The 22,459-nt window shown below is 64.9% G+C and carries 19 protein-coding genes; 10 read left to right on the top strand and 9 right to left on the bottom strand.

Going from position 1 to position 22,459, the window contains the following annotated elements; translation table 11 throughout:
- Positions 1 to 52 precede the first annotated feature (52 nt).
- Entirely contained in the window at positions 53 to 3,265 is a 3,213-nt protein-coding gene (locus IIE29_RS02460; protein ID WP_209323591.1) for a choice-of-anchor G family protein, read from the bottom strand.
- Between the two features lie 570 nt (positions 3,266 to 3,835).
- On the opposite strand from IIE29_RS02460, the gene lhgO reads away from it, so the two are divergent.
- Positions 3,836 to 5,050 (top strand): L-2-hydroxyglutarate oxidase, encoded by a 1,215-nt coding sequence (gene lhgO, locus IIE29_RS02455; RefSeq protein ID WP_209323590.1) that lies wholly within the window; start codon positions 3,836 to 3,838, stop codon positions 5,048 to 5,050.
- A gap of 93 nt (positions 5,051 to 5,143) precedes the next feature.
- Here the strand turns inward: lhgO and IIE29_RS02450 are convergent, their stop codons facing one another.
- Positions 5,144 to 5,668 carry a Dps family protein gene (locus IIE29_RS02450; RefSeq protein WP_209323589.1) on the bottom strand — a complete coding sequence of 175 codons (525 nt, stop codon included), beginning with the start codon at positions 5,666 to 5,668 and terminating at the stop codon, positions 5,144 to 5,146.
- 76 nt (positions 5,669 to 5,744) lie between these two features.
- The gene (locus IIE29_RS02445) at positions 5,745 to 6,863 is read right to left on the bottom strand and encodes a hypothetical protein (protein WP_343071764.1); all 1,119 of its coding nucleotides are present in this window, start codon (positions 6,861 to 6,863) and stop codon (positions 5,745 to 5,747) included.
- A gap of 114 nt (positions 6,864 to 6,977) precedes the next feature.
- Between IIE29_RS02445 and galE the strand changes: the two genes are divergently transcribed.
- Positions 6,978 to 7,973 carry a UDP-glucose 4-epimerase GalE gene (gene galE, locus IIE29_RS02440; RefSeq protein WP_209323588.1) on the top strand — a complete coding sequence of 332 codons (996 nt, stop codon included), beginning with the start codon at positions 6,978 to 6,980 and terminating at the stop codon, positions 7,971 to 7,973.
- Complete coding sequence (locus IIE29_RS02435) at positions 7,970 to 8,848, top strand: DUF3626 domain-containing protein (protein ID WP_209323587.1); 879 nt, start codon at positions 7,970 to 7,972, stop codon at positions 8,846 to 8,848. The genes galE and IIE29_RS02435 overlap by 4 nt, the downstream gene beginning before the upstream one ends.
- A 9-nt stretch (positions 8,849 to 8,857) precedes the next feature.
- Here the strand turns inward: IIE29_RS02435 and IIE29_RS02430 are convergent, their stop codons facing one another.
- Entirely contained in the window at positions 8,858 to 9,409 is a 552-nt protein-coding gene (locus tag IIE29_RS02430) for a YdhK family protein (RefSeq protein ID WP_343071763.1), read from the bottom strand.
- A gap of 139 nt (positions 9,410 to 9,548) precedes the next feature.
- On the opposite strand from IIE29_RS02430, the gene IIE29_RS02425 reads away from it, so the two are divergent.
- Both IIE29_RS02425 and IIE29_RS02420 read left to right on the top strand, forming a co-directional pair.
- Complete coding sequence (locus IIE29_RS02425; protein ID WP_209323585.1) at positions 9,549 to 10,109, top strand: CueP family metal-binding protein; 561 nt, start codon at positions 9,549 to 9,551, stop codon at positions 10,107 to 10,109.
- Between the two features lie 112 nt (positions 10,110 to 10,221).
- The gene (locus IIE29_RS02420; RefSeq protein WP_209323584.1) at positions 10,222 to 11,928 is read left to right on the top strand and encodes a formate--tetrahydrofolate ligase; all 1,707 of its coding nucleotides are present in this window, start codon (positions 10,222 to 10,224) and stop codon (positions 11,926 to 11,928) included.
- Between the two features lie 222 nt (positions 11,929 to 12,150).
- Here the strand turns inward: IIE29_RS02420 and IIE29_RS02415 are convergent, their stop codons facing one another.
- Both IIE29_RS02415 and bla read right to left on the bottom strand, forming a co-directional pair.
- The gene (locus IIE29_RS02415; RefSeq protein ID WP_209323583.1) at positions 12,151 to 12,945 is read right to left on the bottom strand and encodes an NAD(P)-binding domain-containing protein; all 795 of its coding nucleotides are present in this window, start codon (positions 12,943 to 12,945) and stop codon (positions 12,151 to 12,153) included.
- A 122-nt stretch (positions 12,946 to 13,067) separates the two neighbouring features.
- Positions 13,068 to 13,982, bottom strand: coding sequence for a class A beta-lactamase (gene bla, locus IIE29_RS02410; protein ID WP_209323582.1), 915 nt, complete (start codon positions 13,980 to 13,982; stop codon positions 13,068 to 13,070).
- Positions 13,983 to 14,119: 137 nt separating this feature from the next.
- On the opposite strand from bla, the gene IIE29_RS02405 reads away from it, so the two are divergent.
- The 5 genes from IIE29_RS02405 to IIE29_RS02385 all read left to right on the top strand — a co-directional run bounded on the left by IIE29_RS02405 (position 14,120) and on the right by IIE29_RS02385 (position 19,433).
- The gene (locus IIE29_RS02405; protein WP_209323581.1) at positions 14,120 to 14,677 is read left to right on the top strand and encodes a LysR family transcriptional regulator; all 558 of its coding nucleotides are present in this window, start codon (positions 14,120 to 14,122) and stop codon (positions 14,675 to 14,677) included.
- Positions 14,677 to 15,801, top strand: a complete 1,125-nt coding sequence (locus IIE29_RS02400) for a serine hydrolase (protein ID WP_209323580.1) — start codon at positions 14,677 to 14,679, stop codon at positions 15,799 to 15,801. The genes IIE29_RS02405 and IIE29_RS02400 overlap by 1 nt, the downstream gene beginning before the upstream one ends.
- 93 nt (positions 15,802 to 15,894) lie before the next feature.
- The gene (locus IIE29_RS02395) at positions 15,895 to 16,599 is read left to right on the top strand and encodes a GntR family transcriptional regulator (RefSeq protein WP_209323579.1); all 705 of its coding nucleotides are present in this window, start codon (positions 15,895 to 15,897) and stop codon (positions 16,597 to 16,599) included.
- A 26-nt stretch (positions 16,600 to 16,625) separates the two neighbouring features.
- The gene (locus IIE29_RS02390; RefSeq protein ID WP_209323578.1) at positions 16,626 to 17,786 is read left to right on the top strand and encodes an NAD(P)/FAD-dependent oxidoreductase; all 1,161 of its coding nucleotides are present in this window, start codon (positions 16,626 to 16,628) and stop codon (positions 17,784 to 17,786) included.
- 48 nt (positions 17,787 to 17,834) lie between these two features.
- Complete coding sequence (locus IIE29_RS02385) at positions 17,835 to 19,433, top strand: AbgT family transporter (RefSeq protein WP_209323577.1); 1,599 nt, start codon at positions 17,835 to 17,837, stop codon at positions 19,431 to 19,433.
- Between the two features lie 224 nt (positions 19,434 to 19,657).
- On the opposite strand, the gene IIE29_RS02380 is transcribed toward IIE29_RS02385, so the two are convergent.
- The 3 genes from IIE29_RS02380 to IIE29_RS02370 form a co-directional block, all read right to left on the bottom strand.
- Positions 19,658 to 20,494: a MetQ/NlpA family ABC transporter substrate-binding protein gene (locus tag IIE29_RS02380; protein WP_209323576.1), complete on the bottom strand. Its 837-nt coding sequence runs from the start codon at positions 20,492 to 20,494 to the stop codon at positions 19,658 to 19,660.
- Positions 20,495 to 20,558: 64 nt separating this feature from the next.
- Positions 20,559 to 21,233: a methionine ABC transporter permease gene (locus IIE29_RS02375; RefSeq protein ID WP_209323575.1), complete on the bottom strand. Its 675-nt coding sequence runs from the start codon at positions 21,231 to 21,233 to the stop codon at positions 20,559 to 20,561.
- The gene (locus tag IIE29_RS02370; protein WP_209323574.1) at positions 21,233 to 22,201 is read right to left on the bottom strand and encodes a methionine ABC transporter ATP-binding protein; all 969 of its coding nucleotides are present in this window, start codon (positions 22,199 to 22,201) and stop codon (positions 21,233 to 21,235) included. The genes IIE29_RS02375 and IIE29_RS02370 overlap by 1 nt, the downstream gene beginning before the upstream one ends.
- Positions 22,202 to 22,459 lie beyond the last annotated feature (258 nt).

The raw sequence follows: 22,459 nt of genomic DNA, 5'->3' as shown, positions 1-22,459 counted from the left end.
CACTCCGACCCCGCCGTTGCGGCGTCAGCTCAGCGACTGAGCTGGATCAGCCTCAGTGCTTGCCTGCGCGGTAGCGGCGGGTCGCCCACACCGCTGCGGCACCACCGGCGAGGAGCAGTGCTGCGAATCCGACCATGGCCGGGATACCGTCGGTACCCGTCCGCGGCAGGTCTCCGCCGTCGCTGCTGCCCGAGGCGTTGGTGCTCGAACCGGCCGAGGCGTTGGCGCTGGCCGAGGAGCTGGCCGAGGATCCGGCGTTGGCCGATGCGGCCTTCTCGGAATCAGCCGATGCCTCTGCGTCGTCTGCCGACGATGCGTTGGCCTCGTCGCCGTCGGCCGAGGCGTTCGCCTCTGCGCCGTCTGCGTCAGCCGCTGCCGCAGAGGATGCCTCGGTGGAGGAATCCGCCGTCGATGCTGCCGAAGCGGCGGCACCGGCGTTGGCGTTCGCTGCAGCAGATGCCTCGGCGTTCGTCGCGTCCTCGTTGTCGGCGTTGGCGGCGGCGTTGGCTGCCTTCTGTGCCGAGGCGTTCGGGTCCGACGAGACATTCGCAGTCGTATCCGTGGAGGCCACTTCGTTGGCTGCTGCCTGAGCGGCTGCTTCTGCCGACGTGTCGGCTGCGGCCGATGCGGTGGTGGTCGCATCATTGTTGGCTGCTGCCTGTGCAGCGGCCTCGGCGACTGCGTTGCTGTTGTCATCGGCGTTGGCCGAAGCCGAGGCTGAAGCGGCGGCGTTCATATTCGCGTCAGCTTCGTCAGCTGCGTCGGGATCAGCAGCTGCGTTTGCTGCGGCACCGTCTCCGCCATCGGCATCCGCGGCTGCATTGGCAGACGCTTCCGAGGAGGAGTCCGCGGTCGAGGCAGCGGATGCTGCTGCTGCCGGATCGGCATCGGCGGCGGCCGAGGCATCCGCGTTCGTCGAGTCCGAGTTGTCAGCATTCGCGGCGGCGTTGGCCGCCTGCTGTGCCGAGGCATTCGGGTCCGACGAGACATCCGCAGTCGTATCCGTGGAGGCCTCTTCGTTGGCTGCTGCCTGAGCGGCCGCTTCGGCACTGACATCAGCTGCTGCCGATGCCGTGTTGTTCGCATCGTCGTCGGCTGCCGCCTGAGCAGCGGCCTCGGCGACTGCGTTGCTGTTGTCATCGGCGTTGGCCGAAGCCGAGGCCGAAGCGGCTGCGTTCACGTTGGCATCGGCTTCGTCGGCTGCATCGGGATCCGCAGCTGCATCATCATTGGCTGCTGCTTCTGCGGAAGCCTCATTCGAGGAATCGGCAGTGGCAGCCGCCCGCGAAGCAGCAGCGGAGTTGGCGTCCGATGCCGTCGACGCTTCTGCGTTCGTGTCGTCGGAGTTGTCAGCCTCTGCGGCAGCCTGCGAAGCAGCTGTCGACGAAGCGTTTTCATCCGATGTCGAATTGGCTGAAGCCTCAGACGAAGCGTCTGCGGTCGATGCCGAGCGCGCCGCTGCTTCGGCATTCTCGTCAGCTGCTGCCGATGCTGTGGTGTTCGCATCGTTGTCGGCAGCTGCTTCGGAGGCAGCCTGGGCGGCGGGATCGTTGTTTCCGTCGGCGTCGGCCGAGGCCGAAGCCGCAGCCGCTGCGTTCACGTTCGCATCGTCATCACCCGGCGCTTCTGGCTCTTCGTCAAGAGCACGGACCGAGGAGGAGGCGAGGTTGACGTCGACCGCGTCGAGTCCAGGGAGGAGTTCGAGGCTGACGGCGTTCACAGTGAAGCCGGGACCATGATCCGCGCTGGAGCCGTCGACCCGACTGTCTTCGTCTTTGAGCGTTGGCTGCTCGTTGATTGTGAGGTCAACGACCTGGTTAAGAGCCTTGAGTACGGGAGAGATCCCGTCCAGAAGGGGATCAGTCACTCCGTCGAGTGCCGAAGTGAGCTGCTCCGTCGTCGCCGTAAGAATTGGCCCCACAGCGGACTTGATCGGATCCAAGAGAGCCGGTGCCAATGATTGGGTCACCGGATCGAGCAGGTCATCCAGCTTGATGATTCCCAGCAGATCTCCGTCAACGTCGATCACCGGGTCGCCATCGGTTGTTCCCGCGAACTGCCCGAGTGTGCCATCAACTGTGACGGTGACGTCGGCAGAGAGAACTCCGCCGATGGCTCTGACTTTGGCAGGGATCTCGATGTTCAGTTCGAGGTTGTTGATGGCGCCAGTGACAGCATCGGTGGCTTTCGAGGTGACAGTTGCGAGTGCGCCCTTGAGGGCATCAGTGATTTTATTGATCGACTCGGACGACAAAACCTGAGTGTTCGGATCAAGGTTGTTAAGATCTTCGCCGCCCTCGCCCTTGACCACCTTGGCCAAATCGATCGAGATATCACCGTTCTGCAGATCGACTGAGACGATGCCACTTTCGTCTGTGAGCGGTTCTTCGAGCAGGGTCTTGGCAGCATCGGCCAGTGCGGCGTCGACTCCGTTGACTGCCACTGTGCCGTTGCTCAGATCGACGTTGGCGAGTAACGGAATATTGATATTGGCTACGTCGCCGACGGACTTAACGATGGTGTCGATGGTCCCATCTGTGCCCACGGCATCATTCAGCGCGTCCCCTGAACCTTCGACGATAGTCTGAAGATCGGTGCCGAGGTCACCCACAAGATCGCTGGATACGGTGAGCACTCCATCGGTGACAACATATTCGGGCGCGTACTCCGTCCCCGCGGCATCGGCGGAAGAACCGACAGCTCCAAGACTCAGGCTGAGTTCATCGACGATTCCTGCGGTGACCCCAGAGAGCTGAAGCTGGTCAAATACGGTAGTCAGATCGACGTCGGCATTCTTGAAGCCTGTCCCGTTGTTGTCGTCGACATTGAGTGCGCCATCCGCGCCCACTGCGCCGGTGCTGGCCTTTGCCTGGTCGTACTTCGTCGACTGTGAATAGGAGTTAAGCACCCCGGCCTCGCCGAGGTGGATTAGTCCGGCTCCGTTCCCCTCGCTGATAAGTGGCAGATCGATACCCGGGACGTTGACTCCTACCAGCTTGTTGAGGACTTCCGCGTTGATCGGAGCCTTGGTTTCTCCTGTGTGAGTCGGTGCGCTGTTGTACGCAGAAACTGCTTGCAGCGCTTCGAGGTCAAGAGCATTGACATCGATCAACTGGGCAAAAGCCTCGGCGTGTTCGTCCGGATTCTTCTCTGCCGCCGCGCCTGGCGACGTCGTCAGCAGTGTCAGACCCACCGCTGTCGCAGCGGCGACAGAGCCCACCGCAATCTTTCGACCGGTGCTCTGCCGGCCTCTGAGTATCTTCATGGTCCCCCACATCAATTGGTTCCTGATCACTTCCAGACGAGAGTCTGGACGGAAACGGTCAGTTTCCTGGCAGATCCTTCACAAGATTACGGAGTCATTGAAAAGTAATCAGGGAATCACTCAGAAAGTTATGTGCTTGTTATAGTTGCGGGCCGGTAGGTTGCCTCCAGATAGATTGCGCCGATATCGCATGCAAGGCGTCTTGCCTAGAGGTTTCTCGTCGAACCCGAGTTGAGCGCCAAGCAGCTTTCACCGCCTCCAGCTCTGTAGCATCGAAACTCCAGGTCATGCGCCTAGCTTTGAATTCTTTCGACCCGGTGGTAACCGTTTCCGAGCCAGGGGCTGAGGGGTCCCAGTCGGTGGTAGCTGTGCGTATGCCTGTCATCCGGCTAGTCGTTGCCCATCAACTCGGATCGTCACGGCTCTGGCCGAAATATTTCAGAAACGTTGGAAATCATGGCCTCTGAGCAGCCCGGAGAGCACAACGCTCACTTAGCGGACGCGGATTGCAGCGTCATCATGAGCTGAATAGAGTCTGAACGTCGAGTCATCCAACAGAGAGGTTGCGGAATGGCTGCCGAACGGTGGGCTGTGATCGGTGCGGGAATCATCGGCGCGGCCGTAGCGCGCGAGATCCTCACTCGCCACGAGCACGCAGACGTCACTCTCTTCGAAAAAGAGGGCCACCCGGCCGCGCACCAGACCGGCCACAACTCCGGTGTCGTCCACGCCGGCCTCTACTACGAACCCGGCAGCCTCAAAGCCAGACTCTGCCGCCGAGGCGTCTCCCTGCTCCTCGACTTCGCCCACGAACACGACGTCGCCGTCGACGAATGCGGCAAGGTCGTCGTCGCCACCGATGAGGTCGAGGTCGAACGCCTCCGCGCCATCCACGAGCGTGCACGAGCCAACGGCGTCCCCGATATCGCTATGCTCGACCGGGATGGGCTTCACACAGTCGAACCCCAGGCCGAAGGCTTGGCTGCCCTGCACTCACCCCGCACCGGCATCATCGACTATCCGGGACTGACCGAAGCCCTCGTCGCCGACTTCCGTCGACGCGGCGGCCGAGTCCGGCTCTCCACTCCGGTCAGGGACATCGCCCGTCGAGGCAACCCGGCCGGCAGCGACTCCGCCATTGTCCGCACCCCGGTCGACGCTCAGGAGTTCGACAACGTCATCGTCTGCGCAGGCCTCCAGTCCGACCGCTTGGCATCACGATCGGGCGAGAGCCGGAATCCGACGGTCGTGCCCTTCTTTGGCCAGTACTTCATCCTCGAGCCGGAGAACAACGACCTCGTCAACGGGCTCATCTACCCCGTGCCCGACCCGAAGTACCCCTTCCTCGGGGTCCATGTGACCCGACGGATCGACGGGGGACTGATGATCGGACCCAACGCCTTCCTCTCCTTCTCCCGCGAAGGATACAAAGGGCTCGGGCTCAATCTGCCCGATGTGATGGCAGTAGCGACCGACCTCGGATTCTGGCGCTTCGCGTCCGGCAACATGGCCACAGCCGTCAGGGAGCTGCCCGGAGTCATCTCGATCGAGAAGTTCGTCGACGAGGCGGCCCGCTACGTCCCCGAGCTCGCCGGTGCCGGCGGCCACCGGGCCACCCGCGGCATCCGCGCCCAGGCGATGAACCGGGACGGCACGCTCGTCGATGATTTCGTCATCGATCGCGCGGGAGCCACACTGTTCGTCAGGAACGCGCCCTCACCGGGAGCCACCTCGGCGCTGGCCATCGCCGAATACCTCGTCGACACAGTCGAAGGCCGAGCCTGACGGGATCGAGCGCTGACGACGACGGGCCGCCTCCTCGTCATGGGGACGAAAGAGGCGACCCGTCGTTGAGTGTGCCGGATCAGCCGCAACGACTCACTTGGGTACGCGAGTCTCGGCGCTGACGAACCACGCCTGCTGCTCGAGCTGGGAGATGTAGTCGTGGAAGATGTCGGCGGTCGTCGGATCCGCCGAATCGACCTCGTCATGGCAGTTGCGCATCGAGGCCACGGTCGCCTCAATGGCGGCGACCATATGGTCGATGGCGTCGTGGGTGGTGATCTCCCCATTCGGGAACTCCGGCAGACCGGACTGCTCGGCCACCACCGCAGGTCGGCCGTCCGGGGAGGCATGGAGAGCTCTCATCCGCTCGGCGATCTCATCGCTGCCGGCGCGGGCGATGTCCGTGACCTCGTCGAGGTTGAGGTGGAGGTCACGGAAGTTCGTCCCCACGATGTTCCAATGCGCCTGCTTGGCAGTGAGGCTGAGGGCGATGAAGTCGACCAGCACCGTCTGGAGGTTCTTGCTCAGAGCGTCGGAGGCGACGAAGCCGCGTTCGGCGTTCTCTCGTTTGGTCTTCTCCGAGCCGTGAGGATCGGGAACCGTAACTGTCTCTGTCATTGCACTTGCTCCAATCTCTTCGAAAGCTGAAGGATGTCTTCACCATAACGCCTGTACTGAAAGCCCGTAACCCCCTTCAGGCCGTGCCGGCCTCGCCATCGTCAGCGGTGTAGATGCGGGAGCGCAGACGCTGGGCATGGGTGAGGTTCCGGACGTCGATGTCGCTGTCGAAGCTCGATCCCAAGGCGCCGGCGACGACACCCATCGCGGCGCTCAGCCAGGCGATGTCGAGATAGTTGTTCAGCCGAGCATCCGGACGGTTGATGGTCTGGGCCATGAAATCCGGGTCGATGACGATGAGACCACCGGCGAGGATGCCCACCACCAGTGCGCCATAGAGCGCTGCCACGCAGACGAGGAGTGTGAGCACCGTGGACAGGTTGTAGTAGAACACGACCTGAGTCAGCCGCTCGTTGACCGGTCGGTCCCACAGTCGGTTGAGCGAGATCAGCCAGCCGACCATCACCGCAATGGCGATGGCGCCGATCGAGATGAGCCGGAGAGTCGACAGGTGGTGGGACATCTGCCAGATGGAGCTGTAGAAGATGCCGAACGCCCCCGTCGCGGTCGCGGCCGCCATGGCGCGCGAGAGCTTGCGGGACATCCGCAACGGCTCATTGGCCATCGTCATCCCCAGGACGAGGCGCGGCCCGCCGGTGAAGGTGTGCGCGTGGAGCGTGCGCCGACCGGACTCGGCTCGGCTCGACCACTGACCCCAGCGGGGCAGACGATGCGTCTTCGCCGGCAGGTGCTCTTCGGGCAGGAGCTGGTTGAGGCAGCTCATATAGATCTTGAGCAGTCGACTCTTCGTCGGCACACCGAGAGTGGGAAAGGAGATCACGGCGACATTGCGGTCGGGCAGTACCTCGGCGATGAGCGGTTTGCCCTGGGTGTGCCGCGGAATGTCGGTGAGCATGATGACGAGATCGGCATCGGGGTAGCGGTCGACGATCGCATCGAGCGTCGACAGCTCCAGCCGATGGTCGGCCTGGACGCGCAGCGTCTCGGTGCAGACGTCGACGGTGACCTCGGCATCGAAGTCCTGCCGGAGGTGCTCGCCGAACTCATCCTTGATCGAGGCCACACGGCGGCTCGGGCGCCCGGGGTCGGAGATGAGGAGGAGGTGCATTTTCCCACTCTGGCAGTGGAGGACGCCCTTGGCCAGGCCGACGGCGAATTCCGACGCTTTCCCCACAGCATTTTCAGGCGCAGCTGATGGCAGGTCGATGGACCCTGCGGCGAGCACGTATTCTGATACCGAGGATTTTCTGATGTCGACGAGTCGACGAGACGAAGGAGAGCGCGGCCCATGGCAGTTCTGGTGACCGGCGGAGCAGGATATATCGGCTCGCACGTGGTGCGGCTGCTGACCGACCGCGGCGACGACGTCCTCGTCGTCGACGACTTCTCGACCGGTCTCGAAGCCCGCGTCGACGGCCTTCCCGTCGTCGATCTCGACCTCGCGGCAGCCGACGCCGAGGAGCGTCTCATCGCCGCCATCGAGGAGCACTCCGTCGACTCGATCATCCACTTCGCCGCGAAGAAGCAGGTCGGGGAGTCCGTCGAGGAGCCGGTCATGTACTACCGGCAGAACATCGGCGCGCTGACGAACATCCTCGCCGCAGTCGAGGCGGCCGGGATCGAATCGCTCGTATTCTCCTCCTCGGCCGCGACCTACGGCATGCCCGACGTCGACATGGTCGCCGAGGACCTCGACTGCCGCCCGATCAACCCCTACGGGCAGACCAAGCTCATCGGCGAATGGATGATCGACAACGAGATCACCGCGGCGAAGATGCGCGGGACGACGTTCAACGCCGTCAAACTGCGCTACTTCAACGTCGCCGGCGCCGGCTGGACCGAGCTCGCCGATACCGCGGTGATGAACCTCATCCCGATCGTGCTCGGCCGCCTCGCCGACGGCAAGGCGCCGATCATCTTCGGCGATGACTACGACACACCCGACGGGACCTGCATCCGCGACTACGTCCACGTCAAGGACCTCGCCGAGGCCCACATCGCCGCCCTCGACTACATGCAGGCGGGCGGGACCACGGAGACCGTGTTCAACGTGGGCACCGGAACCGGCGCTTCGGTCAAGGAGGTCATCGATACCATCGCCGAGGTGACCGGCCGTGACATCGTCCCCGAAATGGGCGAGCGTCGTGCCGGGGACCCGCCGGCGCTGGTCGCCGACGTCTCACGCATCAGTGCTCTGCTGAGCTGGAAGGCCGAGTTCGGCCTCGAGGAGATCGTGCGCAGCGCCGTCGAGGCTGCGGGAATGTTGCCCGACCAGGAACGATGAGCCAGCCGGACCCGGTCGCCGCAGCGCTTGACCGGGTCCGATCACGCTCCGCGCCGGGGCAGGAGCTGCCGGCTGGTGCCCGGGTGGCGCTGCATTTCCATCCCGAAGCCGACGCCACGGGGGCCGGAGTGCTGGAGTCGATCCTCGAGCGCGGACAGTATGTCTCCCAATTCGTCACGGGCACGAGCAACGGAGGCCTGACCGCGTTTCCCGGTGGTGACCGATGGAACTGGGAGCAGCGGATGTTCGGCGGAGCCTACGATCATGTCGACGCCGCGAGTCGACCGGTCTACGGGGCCCTCGACCTCGACGGCGACCCCTATGGTCCGGCACCACGGTTCGGATCGGCCCACCTGCGGCTTCGCCCGGAGACCCTTGCTCGCTCGACCTTCGCTTACCCGGACAGCACCTTCGGTCCGGAGCTCTTCGGGGTCGCTGACCGCATGGGACTCATCGCCGAGTATCGTCGCGACGGTCGGGCGAAGAGTGACGAGGGAAGCGGCTGGTGTCGCGACCCTCTCGATCACTACATCGAGGCTCATGTCCACGGAGGGGTGAGGGTGCCAGAGGACGTCGAAGCGCTGGTGATCGACCCCAGCTTCGACGATCACACGGTGGTGGAGACGGCAGGCCGCCGAGGACTCGTCGTCGAGACCCACCCCGGCTATGTCGCCGGGATCGCCCACATCGCCGCGCATCCGGGATATCGTGGCCAGGACGTGGCCGACTTCGCAGAGCGGATCGCCGAGGTCCTGGCGAACTCGGCGCAGCTGAGACCCATCCATGTGGCACGAGCCCGCCGGGATTGGGATCTCGACCGGCAGCAGATCAAGAAGGTCTGGCACTGCCTCGCACGATTCGGGCGGACCTGGTGAGCCGCACGGTCACTCGGCGGGCTTCATCTCGCTTTCGGTGACCCACTTGTGATTGGTCATCTCCATCTCGTCGGTCGTGATGTCGACCATGTAGACGGTCTCATCGGTCGATGAGTCGATCGTCGCCTTCGCACCCTTCATCCCGGGCATGTGATCGGCCTCGACGGTCACCTCGGCGCCGTCCTGCAACGGTGCGTCGCCCGGGTCTTTGAGCTCTTCGTGGACGACCCACTTGTGGTTCTTGACCGGGTCGCCGCCATCGGTGGGGGTGTAGCTGATCGCATAGGTCGTGGTGTCGAAGGCTCCGGACACGGTCGCCTCGGCGCCCTTCATCCCCGACATGTGGTCAGCCGAGAGGACGACGGTGTCACCGATGTCGAACTTCGGGTCGTCGGCCTTCTCGATTCCCTTCGGCGGAGCGCCGCCGTCCTCGGCGTGGCTGCCGTGGCCGCCGGAATCGGCGCCGGAGTCCTTGCCGCCACCATCGGCGGACGAGCAGCCGGCCAGGATCAGTCCGATTGCGGCGGCAGCAGCTGTGAGGCGAATGGTGGGCTTCTTCACGTGCGATCTCCTTGCGGTGGCCGTCGTTTCCAGCGGCCGTCGGCAGGGCCGCTGCGGCCACCCTATACCCCTTAAGGGTATAATTGCGAAAACGGCTCTGGTGCTCTGCACCCGTAGTGACATGGGGAAACAGTTGACAATGAAGCGAATCACCATCGGCATCGCCGCGCTCGCCCTCGCGCTCACCGGCTGTTCCGCGTCCGAGGCGGACGGGGATTCGGCGGCGGAGTTCCTCGCCGAGCACGACCTCGACGATATGAGCGCCGTCGAGGTCATCGACCACCTCGACCGGCTGCCGGTGAGTGAACGCCCCGGCGACCTCATGGCCTCCGTCCAGGACGCGGAGCTCGTGCTCACCGACGGGGCGCAGGAAGTCGCCATGGCCCTGCCCGAGGAGAAGGGCTACGTCTCGATCGCGCCTTTCGTCGATGAGACGCACGACTGCTTCTATCACAGTCTCACGACCTGCCTGGGCGAGATGAGCGAAAAGCCCGTCGACGTGTCGATCACCGACTCCGCGAGCGGGAAGGCAGTGGTCGAGGAGTCGGCGACGACCTTCGACAACGGGTTCATCGGCTTCTGGGTGCCCTCCGACATCAGCGGCACGATCGAGATCTCAGCGGCGGGCAAGACCGGCTCGACAGAGTTCTCCACCGAGGGCGACGGGGCCACCTGCGTGACCGATCTGCAGCTGCAATGACTCTCCTGAGGAGCATGACTGAGCGTTGCGCTAGACGGAACTCAGCGCGCATTGCGCAAACTCTCGGGACGTCGATGGTCACAAATCTCCGCAGAAGCGGCATGATGGCCTTATGACCACAGATATGGATATTGCGCTCAGCGCCGAGCTCGATCCCATCGTCGATGTCGCCGCTGGGCTGGGTTTGGACGCAAAGGACATCATTCCCCACGGGTGGACCAAGGCCAAGGTGCCCATCGACGTCCTCGACAGGGCGGCCGAGAACGCCACGGACGGCAGACTCATCCTCGTCACCGCCATGAGTCCCACACCGGCGGGAGAAGGCAAGACCACGACGAGCATCGGCCTGGCCGACGGACTCAACGAGCTCGCCCGGAGCCGGCCCGAGGTCGGTCAGGCCGTGCTGGCACTGCGTGAGCCGAGCATGGGCCCGGTCTTCGGCATGAAGGGCGGCGCGGCCGGCGGCGGCTACGCGCAGGTCGTGCCGATGGAGGACATCAACCTCCACTTCACCGGTGACTTCGCGGCGATCGCGGCGGCGAACAACCTCGCCGCGACGATGCTCGACAACCACATCCACTTCGGCAACGACCTCGACGTCGATCCTCGCCGCATCCACATCCGCCGCGTCGTCGACCTCAACGATCGTGCCCTGCGCGGAGTCGTCGTCGGCCTCGGCGGCATCAACGGGGGAGTGCCTCGCGAGGACGCCTTCGACATCGTCGTCGCCAGCGAGGTCATGGCCGTGTTCTGCCTGGCCACCTCGCTGCAGGACCTCAAGGAGCGGCTCGGGCGGATCGTGCTCGCCCACAGCCGGGCCAGGGAGCCCATCACCGTCGCCGACATCGGTGCGGCCGGGGCGATGACTGCGCTGCTGCGCAACGCGCTGGCGCCGAACCTCGTCCAGAGCCTCGAGCACTCGCCTGCCTTCATCCACGGCGGACCCTTCGCCAACATCGCCCACGGCTGCAACAGCCTGCTGGCGACGAAGGCGGGACTGGCGTTGGGGGACTGGGTGGTCACCGAAGCCGGATTCGGTGCCGACCTCGGCGCCGAGAAGTTCCTCGACATCAAGTGCCGGACCGCGGGCATCTGGCCCTCGGTCGTGGTGGTCGTCGCGACCCTGCGGGCGCTGAAGTACCACGGTGGCGTCGACGTCAAGGACGTCAACGACACCGACGTCGACGCGGTGCTCGAGGGCATGAGCAATCTTGAGCTCCACTGCCGGAACCTCCGCGAGATCTACGGGCTGACCCCGGTGGTGTGCTTCAACCGGTTCCCCACGGACACCGACGAGGAGATGACCGCGGCGATCGACCATCTGCAGAGCATCGGGGTGGCCGCGGTCGAATCGACGCACTGGGCCGACGGCGGCAAGGGCGCACTGGCGCTGGCCGAAGCGGTCGTCGACGCAGCGACGGGAAGCGACGGGGGCGGCGATTCCGGCGGGACATACTCATACGAACTCGACCGCCCGCTCGAGGAGAAGATCCGCACCATCGCGCAGCGCATCTACCAGGCCGCCGACGTCGACCTGCCGGCGAAGGTCAAGCGCAAGCTGCGCCAGTTCACCGAGGAAGGCTACGGCGACGCGCCCATCTGCGTTGCCAAGACCCAGTACTCGTTGAGCACCGACGGCAGTCTGCGCGGGGCTCCGACCGGACACATCATCGAGGTCAAGGACGTGCGGCTGTCGGCCGGTGCCGGATTCGTCGTCGTCATCGCCGGAGACATCATGACGATGCCCGGCCTGCCGCGCGAGCCCTCCGCACTGAAGATCGACGTCACCGAGGACGGGAACATCACCGGGCTGTTCTGAGGCCGGCGGGCGTCCCTCGGAGCGAGCCGTGCCGCACTCGGCATTCGGCATCCCTCACCGCTAGTGCCAAAACCTCCTGCAGGAACGAGGGGTTGTGGCAGCAACGGTGTGGGATGCTGCGCGGTCGGGAGGGTGTGGCAGTTCCAGGTGGTTGTATCACGGCGGGGAGGCAGTGGCGGGAACGGTGGGGGATGCTCTAACCGCGCAGCCGCCTCGGCGGGTTCAGTCGGTCGAACCGGTCACGCGGGCGAAGACGGCGTTCAACGCGGCGGCGAGGCGGTCGCGGTTGGCCTCGTCCATCCACTCGTGATTGAGCTGCTGGTTGAGCCCGCCCGGCGTCTCGTGGTCGGCGACGAGTTCCGCGATGGGAGTGTCGGTTTCGGCGAGGGTGGTGACGAGTCCGACGAACTGCCCGCGGATGAAGTGGTCGGCATCGGCCTGCTCCCAGCCCTGGCTGACCAGCCAGGAGGTGATCGTCTGCAGGAAGGCGAAGTGGGCCGACATCGTCGCTGTCGTCGCCGAGAGCGTGCTGAACATCGTCTCGTCCGCGGCCGTGACCGATCCGCCGAGGTGGCCCAGTAGTTTCTCGATCGCCTGGTTCGCGGGGTACATCGCGGTCACGCCCTTGCGCTCGCGCACCGCGGGCAGCGGTATGATGCGCACGACCGTCGGGGAGTGGGGCAGGTGCTCGGCGAGTCGATCCGTGGCCATCCCAGCGACCGCGCTGACCAAGGTTCTGTCCGCGGGAATGTCGAGTTCGTCGAGAACGGCGGCCGCCTGCTGGGGGAGGACCGCGAGGACGATGAGTTCGCTGCGATCGACGACTTCCTGGTTGCTGTCGCATACCTCGGCGGTCTCGACCGTCGCAGCCAGATGCGCCGAACGATCTGCATTGCGCGGGGAGAGCACGAACGAGTATCTGTCTTCGGGCGCGGCGACGGTTTCGGTGGCCGCGTGCAGCCCTTCGACCATCGCCGAGGCGATCTCGCCGACTCCGATGAATCCGATCGTGGTCATGTTGCCCTCCTGCAGGTGACGTCGCTTCAGTCTCGCATTGTTCCATCGCGTGCGGAGCGCCACCAGTGTGCGTTCCCGACCGAGGGGAGGAGTCGCCTCGGTGAGGGGGTCGCTCGTGCACATCATTCGAAGCTGTGCAGAATCACCTCGGCGACGGCTTCGACCAGGGCGGGCCCCTCTTCGGAGTCGGGGTCATCGGTCTCGGTGAGCACGGACACGACGATCGGGTCCTCGCCGGGAGGTGTCACGACGGCGATGTCGTTCTGGATGCCGTCGGAGTGGCCGGATTTGTCCTTGACGGTCCAGCCCTCGGGAGCCCCGGCGCGGATGAGGGGATCTCCGGTCTCGTTGTCCGACATCCACTCCAGCAGCAGGTCTCTGTCATCGGTCGACAGCCGTTCGGGGTCGAACAGCCCCTCGAGGTCCGCGGTGAAGGCCTCCGGCGTCGTCGTGTTGTCGGTGCTGCCGGGCTTGATGTCGTTGAGGTCCGGCTCCTCATTGACGACGGCGGTGGTCGCATCCCCGTGGTCTTCCAGTACCGCGTCGAGTCCCTCGGGGCCGCCGATCTCGTCGAGCACGATGTTCATCGCGGCATTGTCGCTGACGCGCAGCGCCGCCTCGGCGATTTTTTCAAGCGGCAGGCCGTCATCGACGTGCTTCTCGGTCACGGGCGTCCAGCCTGCTTGATCGACATCGGCCTGTGACCATGTCACACGCTTGTCGAGCTCTTCGGGCGTGGTGCGGTCGAGAAGCTGGGCGACGGCGAAGACCTTCAGCGACGAGGCGAAGCCGAAGCGCTCGTCGGCCCGGTGATCGACAGTGGTGCCGTCGGAGGTGTCGAGGGCGCTGACACCGACTCTGGCGTGGAAGTCCTTCTCGAGGGATTCGAGTTTCGCGGTGATGTCCGCCTGCTGTGTGCGGTCCTCGGTCGGCGAGGCGCTGCCGGCCTCCGTCGGATCGGCGCTCGGGGAGCAGCCGCTGAGGGCGAAGGCGGTGAGCGCTGTGGCGGCGAGGATCCGCAGTGATGATCCGGTCATGGTGTCTCAGCCTCTCATATGTCTGCGTGTAGTCGATGACATTGCCGTGATCGGCACGGACCACTTTTCGCCACCAGAGCCATGCTGTCGAAGACTGATCCGTGGTGATCCATAGCAAAGACGCATACCCTGTGGTGATGGACTTGGTCGACGCATGCCGCACCTTCACCGCCGTCAGCGAACTCGGCAGCATGACGCTCGGCGCCGCTGCGACCGGCATTCCGCAGCCGGTCGCGAGTCGGCGCATCGCTGGACTCGAGAAGCAGTTCGGGGCCCGCCTGCTCGAGCGATGCGGTCGAGGTGTCAGCCTCACCCCCTTCGGCCGTGACATGCTCGCCTCGGCGACGCGTTTGGTCGAGCTGGCTGATGAGATGATGCTCGATGCCGACCGAGCGAAGCTGAGACCGATTTCTCTGTCCGTGCCGACGTCGTGCTCCACTCGCAGCCTCGCCGTACTGGCCGCCTCGGTGAAGGCGGAGGGGCTGCGCATCGACTTCCATTCCGGGCCTCCTGGTCGACGGGCCGATGAACTCGCAGCGAGGAAGGTCCGCGCCGCTCTGCGTGCCGTGCCCGCGACCGAGGCGATCCGGGCGGTGTCTTTGGGGTGTGCTCATCGGGCAGGGCTGTCGAGCGCAGTGAGGATCGCCGCCCTGCGACGTCTCGTGCGAGACTTCCCGGTGAGACCGGACTGCTGATGGGAAAGCGACTGCGGCTCCTGGGCGAGGACAACGTCCCGCATATCCGCGATCGCATCCGACGCGCGGCCGAGGCTGCCGGACTGCTGCCCGACCAGGTGGTGGTCGACCACTCCGACTCCGCTCGCCTCCTTCGAAGCCGAGATCGCCGACTGCCTCGGTGGAACCCGTGCCGATGGAGGCACATCCGTGTCCGGCGGCGGCGAAGAACGGGAGGCGCAATCAAGAGCAATGCGACGAGAATCGTCCGTGAGGTCGCCGATGACCTCGAAGCCGCGGGGCTGCGTGCGCGGATCATCGCCCGTGACCTCGACTCCGGGGCCGAGGTCACGCTGGCGCCCGAGGGCTTCGTCCCGCTGGCCTCGGTCGTCAAAGTCCCCATCGCTGTGGCGGTTCTCGCGAAAATCTCGGCTGGCGTCCTGGCGGCAGATCAGCTGGTTCGGGTTGAGCCTGCCGGCGTCGACAGCGCGAGTCCGACCGGTTCGGCGCGCTTTCGGCATCCTGCCTGGCTGGCCGTCAACGACCTGCTCACGCTCTCGGTGTGCTTCAGCGACAATACAGCCACCGATGCGCTCCTCCGAGTCGTGCCCATGGCCGATGCCAGCCGTGAACTGAACGAACTGGGTCTGGTCGGCATCCATGTCCGACATTACCTCGGCGAGTTGGCGCGAACCCCATTGGAGCGGCTCGAACGGACCGAAGCCCACCTCGCCTTCGACTTAGCGGCGGTCGGTCCGACCGACGGCGATGGTCACCGGATCTGGCAGCTCGATGTCTCCCAGGCCAACGCGGGCACGGCCGCCGGGCTCGTCGACCTCCTCGCCGAGGTGTGGCGGCCCGGGCGCATCGACACGGAAGCGGCGGCGCGGATGCGCGAGCTCATGTCGGGAAACATCCTCCGCCACCGGCTCGCACCCGATCTGTCGTCCGATGCCGCGCAGTGGTCGTCGAAGACGGGGACGCTGCTCCATCTTCGACACGAGATCGGGGTCGTCGACCATGCTGACGGTCAGTCCATCGCCCTCGTCTTGCTCAGCGAATCACGCAACCCGGCCTCCGTTCAGCCCGCCGCCGAGGCAGCCCTGGGCGCCGCCGCCCGTGCCCTCCACGATCTGCTGAGGTGATTCACGGGCTGCTCGGCCCGCGACCCGGTGTCGCCGTAGCTGGCGCCGTTTCGCTAAGTTGCTATGACAACCTGGCAGATGTACTGTCAACCTATGGACGAATTGTTTCGGAGCATCCAACGCGACCTCGAACGGCAGATCCGTTCGGGGGAGCTTGCCGAGGGGGCGAAACTTCCCAGTGAGAACGAACTCTGCGCGCAATATGCTGTGAGTCGCCCGACGGCACAGCGCGCGCTCAACGAACTCGCCGCCGACGGGTTGGTCGTGCGTCAGAGGGGGAGAGGCACGTTCGTATCGACCTCACGACAGAAGATCAATCTCCTGTCATTCACCAATCCAACTGTGGCCCGTCATGGCGGGCCCGGGCGTCATGAGGTCCTTTCAGCGCAGGTGACCATTGCCTCCGAGGCCGTCCTGCCCCTGCCGGACATCGAGTCGGACACCGCAGTCACGGAGATCGAGCGTCTGAAGTTCGACGGTCTTGATCGTCCGCAGGCGCTCGAGACTCACGTCATTCTCTTCTCCACGGCTCCGGCGCTTCTGCGGGAGAAGCTCGAAGACCTCATCATTCTCGATCACCTGAAATCCCACGATGTCGAGATCGATTCCATCCGGGTCTATCTGGAGCCGACGATCATCAGTGATCGGGAGGCCGAGCTGCTGGACTGCGAACCGGGGATGCCGGCGCTGAAACGCCGCCGTGAGCTGCGTGCCCCGGACCGCAGCGTGCTCGAGACGACAACGACTCTCGTGCGGCCAGGAACATCCGAGTTCTTCATCGAGCTGCCCGCAGACTGACAACGAACGACCACCGAGGAAACTCTATGCATATCATCGTCATCGGCTCAGGGCTGCTTGGGCTCAGCACTGCCGATACCCTTTGCTCATTCGGCGCGGAGGTTACGCTCGTCGACGCCCGGGATCTGGGTGCCGGAACATCGGGTACGAGCTTCGCCTGGACGAACGCGAACGGGAAGCTCGATCCTGCCTATCACGCTCTCAACGTCGCCGGGATGAAAGAACATGCCCGGCTCGCTGAGTCTCTCGAAGGGCCGCGTACCTACTTCCGATCCGGCGGGTTGCAGTTGGCCGACGCCCGACAGGCTCCTCAGCTGGAAGCGAAGGTCGCTCGACTCCGTGAGCTCGGTTATCCTACCGAGCTGCTCGACGTCGAGCGAGCGGTCGAGATCGCCGGAGATATCAGAGTCCCTGCGGCTACTGAGCTCATCGCGCATTTCCCCACCGAGGGATATGTGCACAACGAGCAGCTGCTGCGCAACCTCCGCGCTCGTGCCATCGAGCGGGGCGCGAAGCTGATCAGAGCAGCCGTCGTCGAGGTCGACGAACGTGGGAACGGAGTCGACGTCCGCCTCGGCGACGAGCGCGTGCTCACGGCTGATCGCGTCGTGCTGGCGACAGGAAGATGGACTTCTCAGATCGCAGCGGCATCGGGATTCGAAGTTCCGATGAATGCAGAGATCGGCCTCGGATCCGCGGTGACCGGTCTGCTCGGATACGTGCGGTCGAGTTCGACCCGTGTGAATGCCGTCGTGCATACCCCTGGGCTCAACCTGAGACCGGGGGAGGACGGCACGATCGTCGTCCAAGCCCTCGACCTCAACCCGCAGGTCGACCCCGATTGTCCGCCGACGAACGACGGCCCCTTCGCTGAAGCGGTGGCAGAGCGGTTCGCTGCAGCAACGACCGGCGAGGCGGCTGAGGGCCTGGACCTGCGGCTGAGTTATCGGTCCCTGCCCGCCGACGGATTGACGATCGCCGGATACGTCCCCGGACGCACTCGGACCTACTGCCTTGTCACGCACAGCGGGATCACGCTCGGGCCGCTGCTCGGTCGGTTGGCTGCGGAGGAGGTCGCCGACGACCGCCGGAATGACCTGCTCGAGGGGTTCCGACCGGAGCGGTTCGACGACGTCGGCGCTCTCGCGGGGCATGTGGGGCTGCCGACGCAGCTCGGAGACCAATAAAAGGACTGTCAGGTCGATCACGACCGTCACGTCGATCAAAGGAGACCGATGACTTCACCGCCTGCCGCCGACCCCGTTTCCACCGCGAAGCTTCCCCTGCTGTACAGGGTGATCGGCTTCATCGAGCGGATCGGCAACCTGTTGCCGCACCCCTTTTGGCTCTTCTGGATCATGGCCTTCCTGCTCGGCGTCGTCAGCTGGGTACTGTCGGCGGCCGGTGTCTCGGTGACCCTGCCCGAGTCCGGTGACGTCGTCGAGGTGAAGAACCTGCTGTCGACCGATGGATTGAAATACGCCATCGACTCGGCACTCGACAACTTCGCATCCTTCCCGCCGCTGGCGGTGGTGCTCGTCGTTCTACTGGGAGTGAGCGTTGCCGAAAAGAGCGGCGTGCTCGAGTCTCTCATAAGGCTGACGATCATCCGACTGCCAAAGCGCTGGGTGACTTTCGCCATCGCCTTCAGCGGAATGATCGCCCACATCATGGGAGACGCGGCCTACCTCGTCATGATCCCCCTCGGCGCTATGGCTTTCCGAGCCGCTGGGCGCAGCCCCGTCCTCGGAGTGATGGTCGCATACGCCTCGGTCTCGGCTGGATTCAACGCAAGTCCGCTTGTCACTCCCTCGGATGCGATTCGGTCCTCGCTCGCTTCGGCTGCTGCACAGACGGTCGACCCGAACGCCTCGATCACTCCGGTGGCGACCTATTTCTTCTCGGCCACCTCGTCGCTCGTTCTGGCGGTGATCATCACACTCGTCGTTGAGCTCGTGCTGGCCAAGAGGGAGGACTTCGCCGTCGCTGAAGCGGCCTCAGCGAACACCGGATCGGGCATCGACGAATTCTCAGACACTGCTGGAACCGACGAGGCTGATGCCAATACGATGTCCCTTGACCGAGACGAGCGGAAGGGCCTGCTCTGCGCTGGGGCTGCTGGGACAGCCTTCATCGCCGCTCTGGTCGTCATCCTTCTTCTGCCGGATTCGCCATTCATCGAACCCGGCCAGTCTCTGGTCGAATCGATGGTGCTGGAGAACATCGCGATCTTCATCTCGCTGTTCTTCACCCTCGTCGGAGTCGTCTACGGCTACAGCACCAGCGCATTCACGACAGTCAAGGCTGTCCCTGAGGCGATGATCGCAGGTGTGGTCAACCTCGCTCCGGTCATCGTCCTCTTCTTCGCCGTCGCGCAGTTCCTCGCCTACTTCAGCTGGACCGGCATCGGGTCGGTGCTCACAGTCAACGGTGCGGACTTGTTGCAGCGTCTCGACGCTCCTCACCTCATCGTGCTCGCCGTCATCATCCTGGGAGTCGCGTTCATCAACATGATCGTCACCAGCGGCTCTGCGATGTGGGCGATCTTCGCTCCCATCCTCGTTCCGATGATGATGTATTACGGGGTGCGTCCCGAAGCGGCCATGGTCTCGTTCATGATCGGTGATTCCGTGACGAATGCCGTGACGCCGATGAGCGCGTACTTCGTCCTGGCGCTCGGGTTCGTCCAGCGTTATCGCAAAGATGCTGGAATCGGAACGCTCATGGCCTTCACTGTCCCCATCTCGGTCTCGATCCTCATCGGGTGGAGTCTGTTCTTCGCTCTCTGGTATCTCCTCGGAATTCCCCTCGGCCCAGGTGTCGTTTTGCACTGAGAGACACACCTAGCGCCATAACCTCCCGTTCCTGCAGGAGGTTATGGCGCTAATGGTGTTGGATGCTTTGCCGCCGGGAGGGTGTGGAGCTGCCGCGGCGTTATGGCGCTGCCGGTGCGGGATGGTTCGCCGCTGAGCCGCCGGTGGAAGGTCTGGGCGATTGAGCCTGCGGCCCGCAAGCCGCAGACCAGCCCTCGCTCAGCCCCCAGTCCAGACCCTCAGCCTCAGAAGCTCGGCAGAACCGACCCGTCGGACCACTTCTTCTCGATGAATTTCTTCACCTCGGGGGAGTGGAGCAGCTCGTCGAGCTTCTTGATGTTCTCATCGTCCTTGTTCTCGGTGCGCACGGCGAGGAAGTTGCCGTAGGGGTTGTCCTCGGCGGACTCGAGCAGGATGCCGTCCTTCGCAGGGCTCAGACCCGCCTCGAGGGCGTTGTTGCCGTTGATCACCGAGGCGTCGACGTCTTCGAGGGTGCGAGCCAGCTGCGCGGCATCGGCCTCGACGAACTCGACGTCCTTCGGGTTCTCCGCCACGTCGGAGAGCTTGGCATCGACGGCGTCGACTCCGTCCTTGAGGGTGATGACCTTGGCCTCCTCGAGCATCTTCAGTGCCCGGCCCTGGTTGGCGGGATCGTTGTTGATGCCGATCTTCGCGCCCTTGGGCAGGTCGCCCACGTCCTTGATGTCCTTCGAGAACAGGGCGAAGGGTTCGAGGTTGATCGGGTCGAAAGCCGTGAGCTCGTACCCCTGGCCCTCGACTTCGGAGTCGAGGTAAGGCTTGTGCTGGAAGTAGTTCGCATCGAGATCGCCGTCCGACAGCGCCTTGTTCGGCAGTGTGTAGTCCGTGTACTCGGTGACCTCGATGTCGAGCCCGGCGTCCTCGGCGAGGTTCTCGTCGACGAAGCGCAGGATGTCACCCTGCGGCACCGGTGTCGCGCCGACGGTGAGCTTCGTCAGCTCCCCGTCCTTCTGTCCGACGGAGTCGGTGCCGCCGCCGACGAGTCCGCAGCCGGACAGCAGCAGTGTCGCACTCGCGGCGATGGCGATGAGCTTGGTCTTCATTGAGATTCTCCTTGGTGTGTTCGCTGTGTGTGGAGTGCGGAAGGCTCCAGTTCGCCGAGGCGGCTCAGCGGTGGTCGACCAGACGGGCCAGGCGGTCGCCGATGAACTGGATGATCGTGACGATGAGGACGAGGACGATGATGCAGGCGATCATCGTGTCGCCCTGGTAGCGCTGGTAGCCGTAGGAGATCGCCAGCGCCCCGAGCCCGCCGCCGCCGACGGCACCGGCCATCGCCGTATAGGACACGAGAGTCACCGAGGTGACCGTGGCGGCGCCGATGAGACCGGGCTTGGCCTCGGGGATGTAGACCTGACGGACGACCTGGCCGTTCGAGGCACCCATCATCAGGGCCGCCTCGACCTTGCCCTCCGAGACCTCGCGCAGTGCGTTCTCGACGAGCCGGGCGTAGAAGGGGATTGCGCCGATGGTCAGGGACACGACGGTGGCCTGCCAGCCCAGCGCCGAACCGACGACGAAGCGGGCGAAGGGGATGAGGGCGATGATGAGGATGATGAAGGGGATCGAGCGAGTGACGTCGACGATGAATGAGAGCACCCGGTAGACGAATGCGTTCGAGTTCAGTCCGCCCTTCGATGCGGTGAACAGCCAGATGCCCAGCGGCAGCCCGACGAACACGGCCAAACCGGTCGACCAGGCGGTCATGAGCAGCGTCTCGACGGTCGCCGGCCACATCTGATCCGTGATCGCGGGATTGTCGAACCATGTCGGGTCGTTCATCAGGCGGCCTCCTCCGCGTAGATTCCATCGGCTTCCAGGGCGCTGATCAGGCTCTTCGCCTGCTCGGCCGAGTCCACGGTGAAGCGCAGCCGGCCGATCTGCCGGCCCTCGATCGTCTCCACGGCACCGGCGAGGATCGCCTCGGCGCTCACCCCGGCCTTCTGCGCGGTGGTGAGCACGGTGGGCAGATCCGTGCCGGCCAGGGACACCTCGACGAGGCGGTTCGCCTCATCGTCGATCCCGACCGGGGGAAGGGGGACGAGGTCGCGGGCCAGGTCCGAGCCGGGCTCGGCGATCACCTCGGCGAGTCTGCCGGTCCTGGCCACCCGGCCGTCAGCCAGCAGCGTCACGGAGTCGCAGATCTCGCGGATGACGGACATCTCGTGGGTGATGATGAGGACGGTGATGCCCAAGCGGTCGCGCAGGGAGCGGATGAGGCCGAGGATCTGATCCGTCGTCGACGAATCCAGCGCCGAGGTGGGCTCATCGCACAGCAGCACCTTGGGCTCCGCGGCCAGCGCGCGGGCGATGCCGACGCGCTGCTTCTGCCCGCCGGAGAGCTGGGCGGGGTAGTTGTCGACGCGGTCGCCGAGGCCGACGATCTCGAGCAGCTCGCGGGCCTTGGCCAGGCGCTCGGCCTTGGCCACTCCGGCGATCTCGAGGGGGTGGGCGACGTTCTTCAGCGCGGTGCGCGAGTCGAGGAGGTTGACGTGCTGGAAGACCATGCCGATGCTGCGGCGGGCCTCGCGAAGCCCGGCGCCTGTGCGGCCGGTGAGATCGACGCCGTCGATCGAGACCGTGCCGGAGGTGGGGGACTCGAGACCGGTCAGGCAGCGGATGAGCGTGGACTTGCCGGCTCCCGAGCGGCCGACGATGCCGTGGATCTCTCCGGCAGGGACCGTGAGGTCGATCTCCTCCAGGGCGACGGTCTCTGCGAACACCTTTCGCAGTGCGCGCAGTTCGATCACAGGCGCCTCCTCGTGTGGTCGGTCAGCGCCGACCACTGTGGTGGACGGCGGATCAGGGGATGGGTCGACCTGCGATCCAGCAGTGCCGACGATTCAGGATGGCAAGGCAGCGCATGAACTTCACAGGCAGATGTCATAAAAGGACGCATAATCGGCAGTTCGTGACCAAGCGCATAACGCGGACGGTCCTGCACCCGTGCTTTTGGGTCATGCTCAGTCGAAGATGCCGTGCCGTTTCCTCCGTCGTAACCCCCAGTC

This window comes from Brevibacterium renqingii (assembly GCF_017808095.1).
GTDB lineage: Bacteria > Actinomycetota > Actinomycetes > Actinomycetales > Brevibacteriaceae > Brevibacterium > Brevibacterium renqingii.
Note: the sequence above shows the minus strand (reverse complement) of the source record. Positions and strands in the feature narration are given on the sequence as shown.

Bases quoted from the DNA above. Each gene is read 5' to 3' on its own strand.
- IIE29_RS02405 (WP_209323581.1), top strand. From the start codon at position 14,120: ATGGACTTGGTCGACGCATGCCGCACCTTCACCGCCGTCAGCGAACTC.
- IIE29_RS02420 (WP_209323584.1), top strand. From the start codon at position 10,222: ATGACCACAGATATGGATATTGCGCTCAGCGCCGAGCTCGATCCCATC.
- IIE29_RS02390 (WP_209323578.1), top strand. From the start codon at position 16,626: ATGCATATCATCGTCATCGGCTCAGGGCTGCTTGGGCTCAGCACTGCC.
- lhgO (WP_209323590.1), top strand. From the start codon at position 3,836: ATGGCTGCCGAACGGTGGGCTGTGATCGGTGCGGGAATCATCGGCGCG.
- IIE29_RS02380 (WP_209323576.1), bottom strand. From the start codon at position 20,494: ATGAAGACCAAGCTCATCGCCATCGCCGCGAGTGCGACACTGCTGCTG.
- IIE29_RS02375 (WP_209323575.1), bottom strand. From the start codon at position 21,233: ATGAACGACCCGACATGGTTCGACAATCCCGCGATCACGGATCAGATG.
- IIE29_RS02460 (WP_209323591.1), bottom strand. From the start codon at position 3,265: ATGAAGATACTCAGAGGCCGGCAGAGCACCGGTCGAAAGATTGCGGTG.
- IIE29_RS02425 (WP_209323585.1), top strand. From the start codon at position 9,549: ATGAAGCGAATCACCATCGGCATCGCCGCGCTCGCCCTCGCGCTCACC.
- IIE29_RS02385 (WP_209323577.1), top strand. From the start codon at position 17,835: ATGACTTCACCGCCTGCCGCCGACCCCGTTTCCACCGCGAAGCTTCCC.
- IIE29_RS02395 (WP_209323579.1), top strand. From the start codon at position 15,895: ATGGACGAATTGTTTCGGAGCATCCAACGCGACCTCGAACGGCAGATC.
- IIE29_RS02435 (WP_209323587.1), top strand. From the start codon at position 7,970: ATGAGCCAGCCGGACCCGGTCGCCGCAGCGCTTGACCGGGTCCGATCA.
- IIE29_RS02450 (WP_209323589.1), bottom strand. From the start codon at position 5,668: ATGACAGAGACAGTTACGGTTCCCGATCCTCACGGCTCGGAGAAGACC.
- IIE29_RS02400 (WP_209323580.1), top strand. From the start codon at position 14,677: ATGGGAAAGCGACTGCGGCTCCTGGGCGAGGACAACGTCCCGCATATC.
- IIE29_RS02415 (WP_209323583.1), bottom strand. From the start codon at position 12,945: ATGACCACGATCGGATTCATCGGAGTCGGCGAGATCGCCTCGGCGATG.
- bla (WP_209323582.1), bottom strand. From the start codon at position 13,982: ATGACCGGATCATCACTGCGGATCCTCGCCGCCACAGCGCTCACCGCC.
- galE (WP_209323588.1), top strand. From the start codon at position 6,978: ATGGCAGTTCTGGTGACCGGCGGAGCAGGATATATCGGCTCGCACGTG.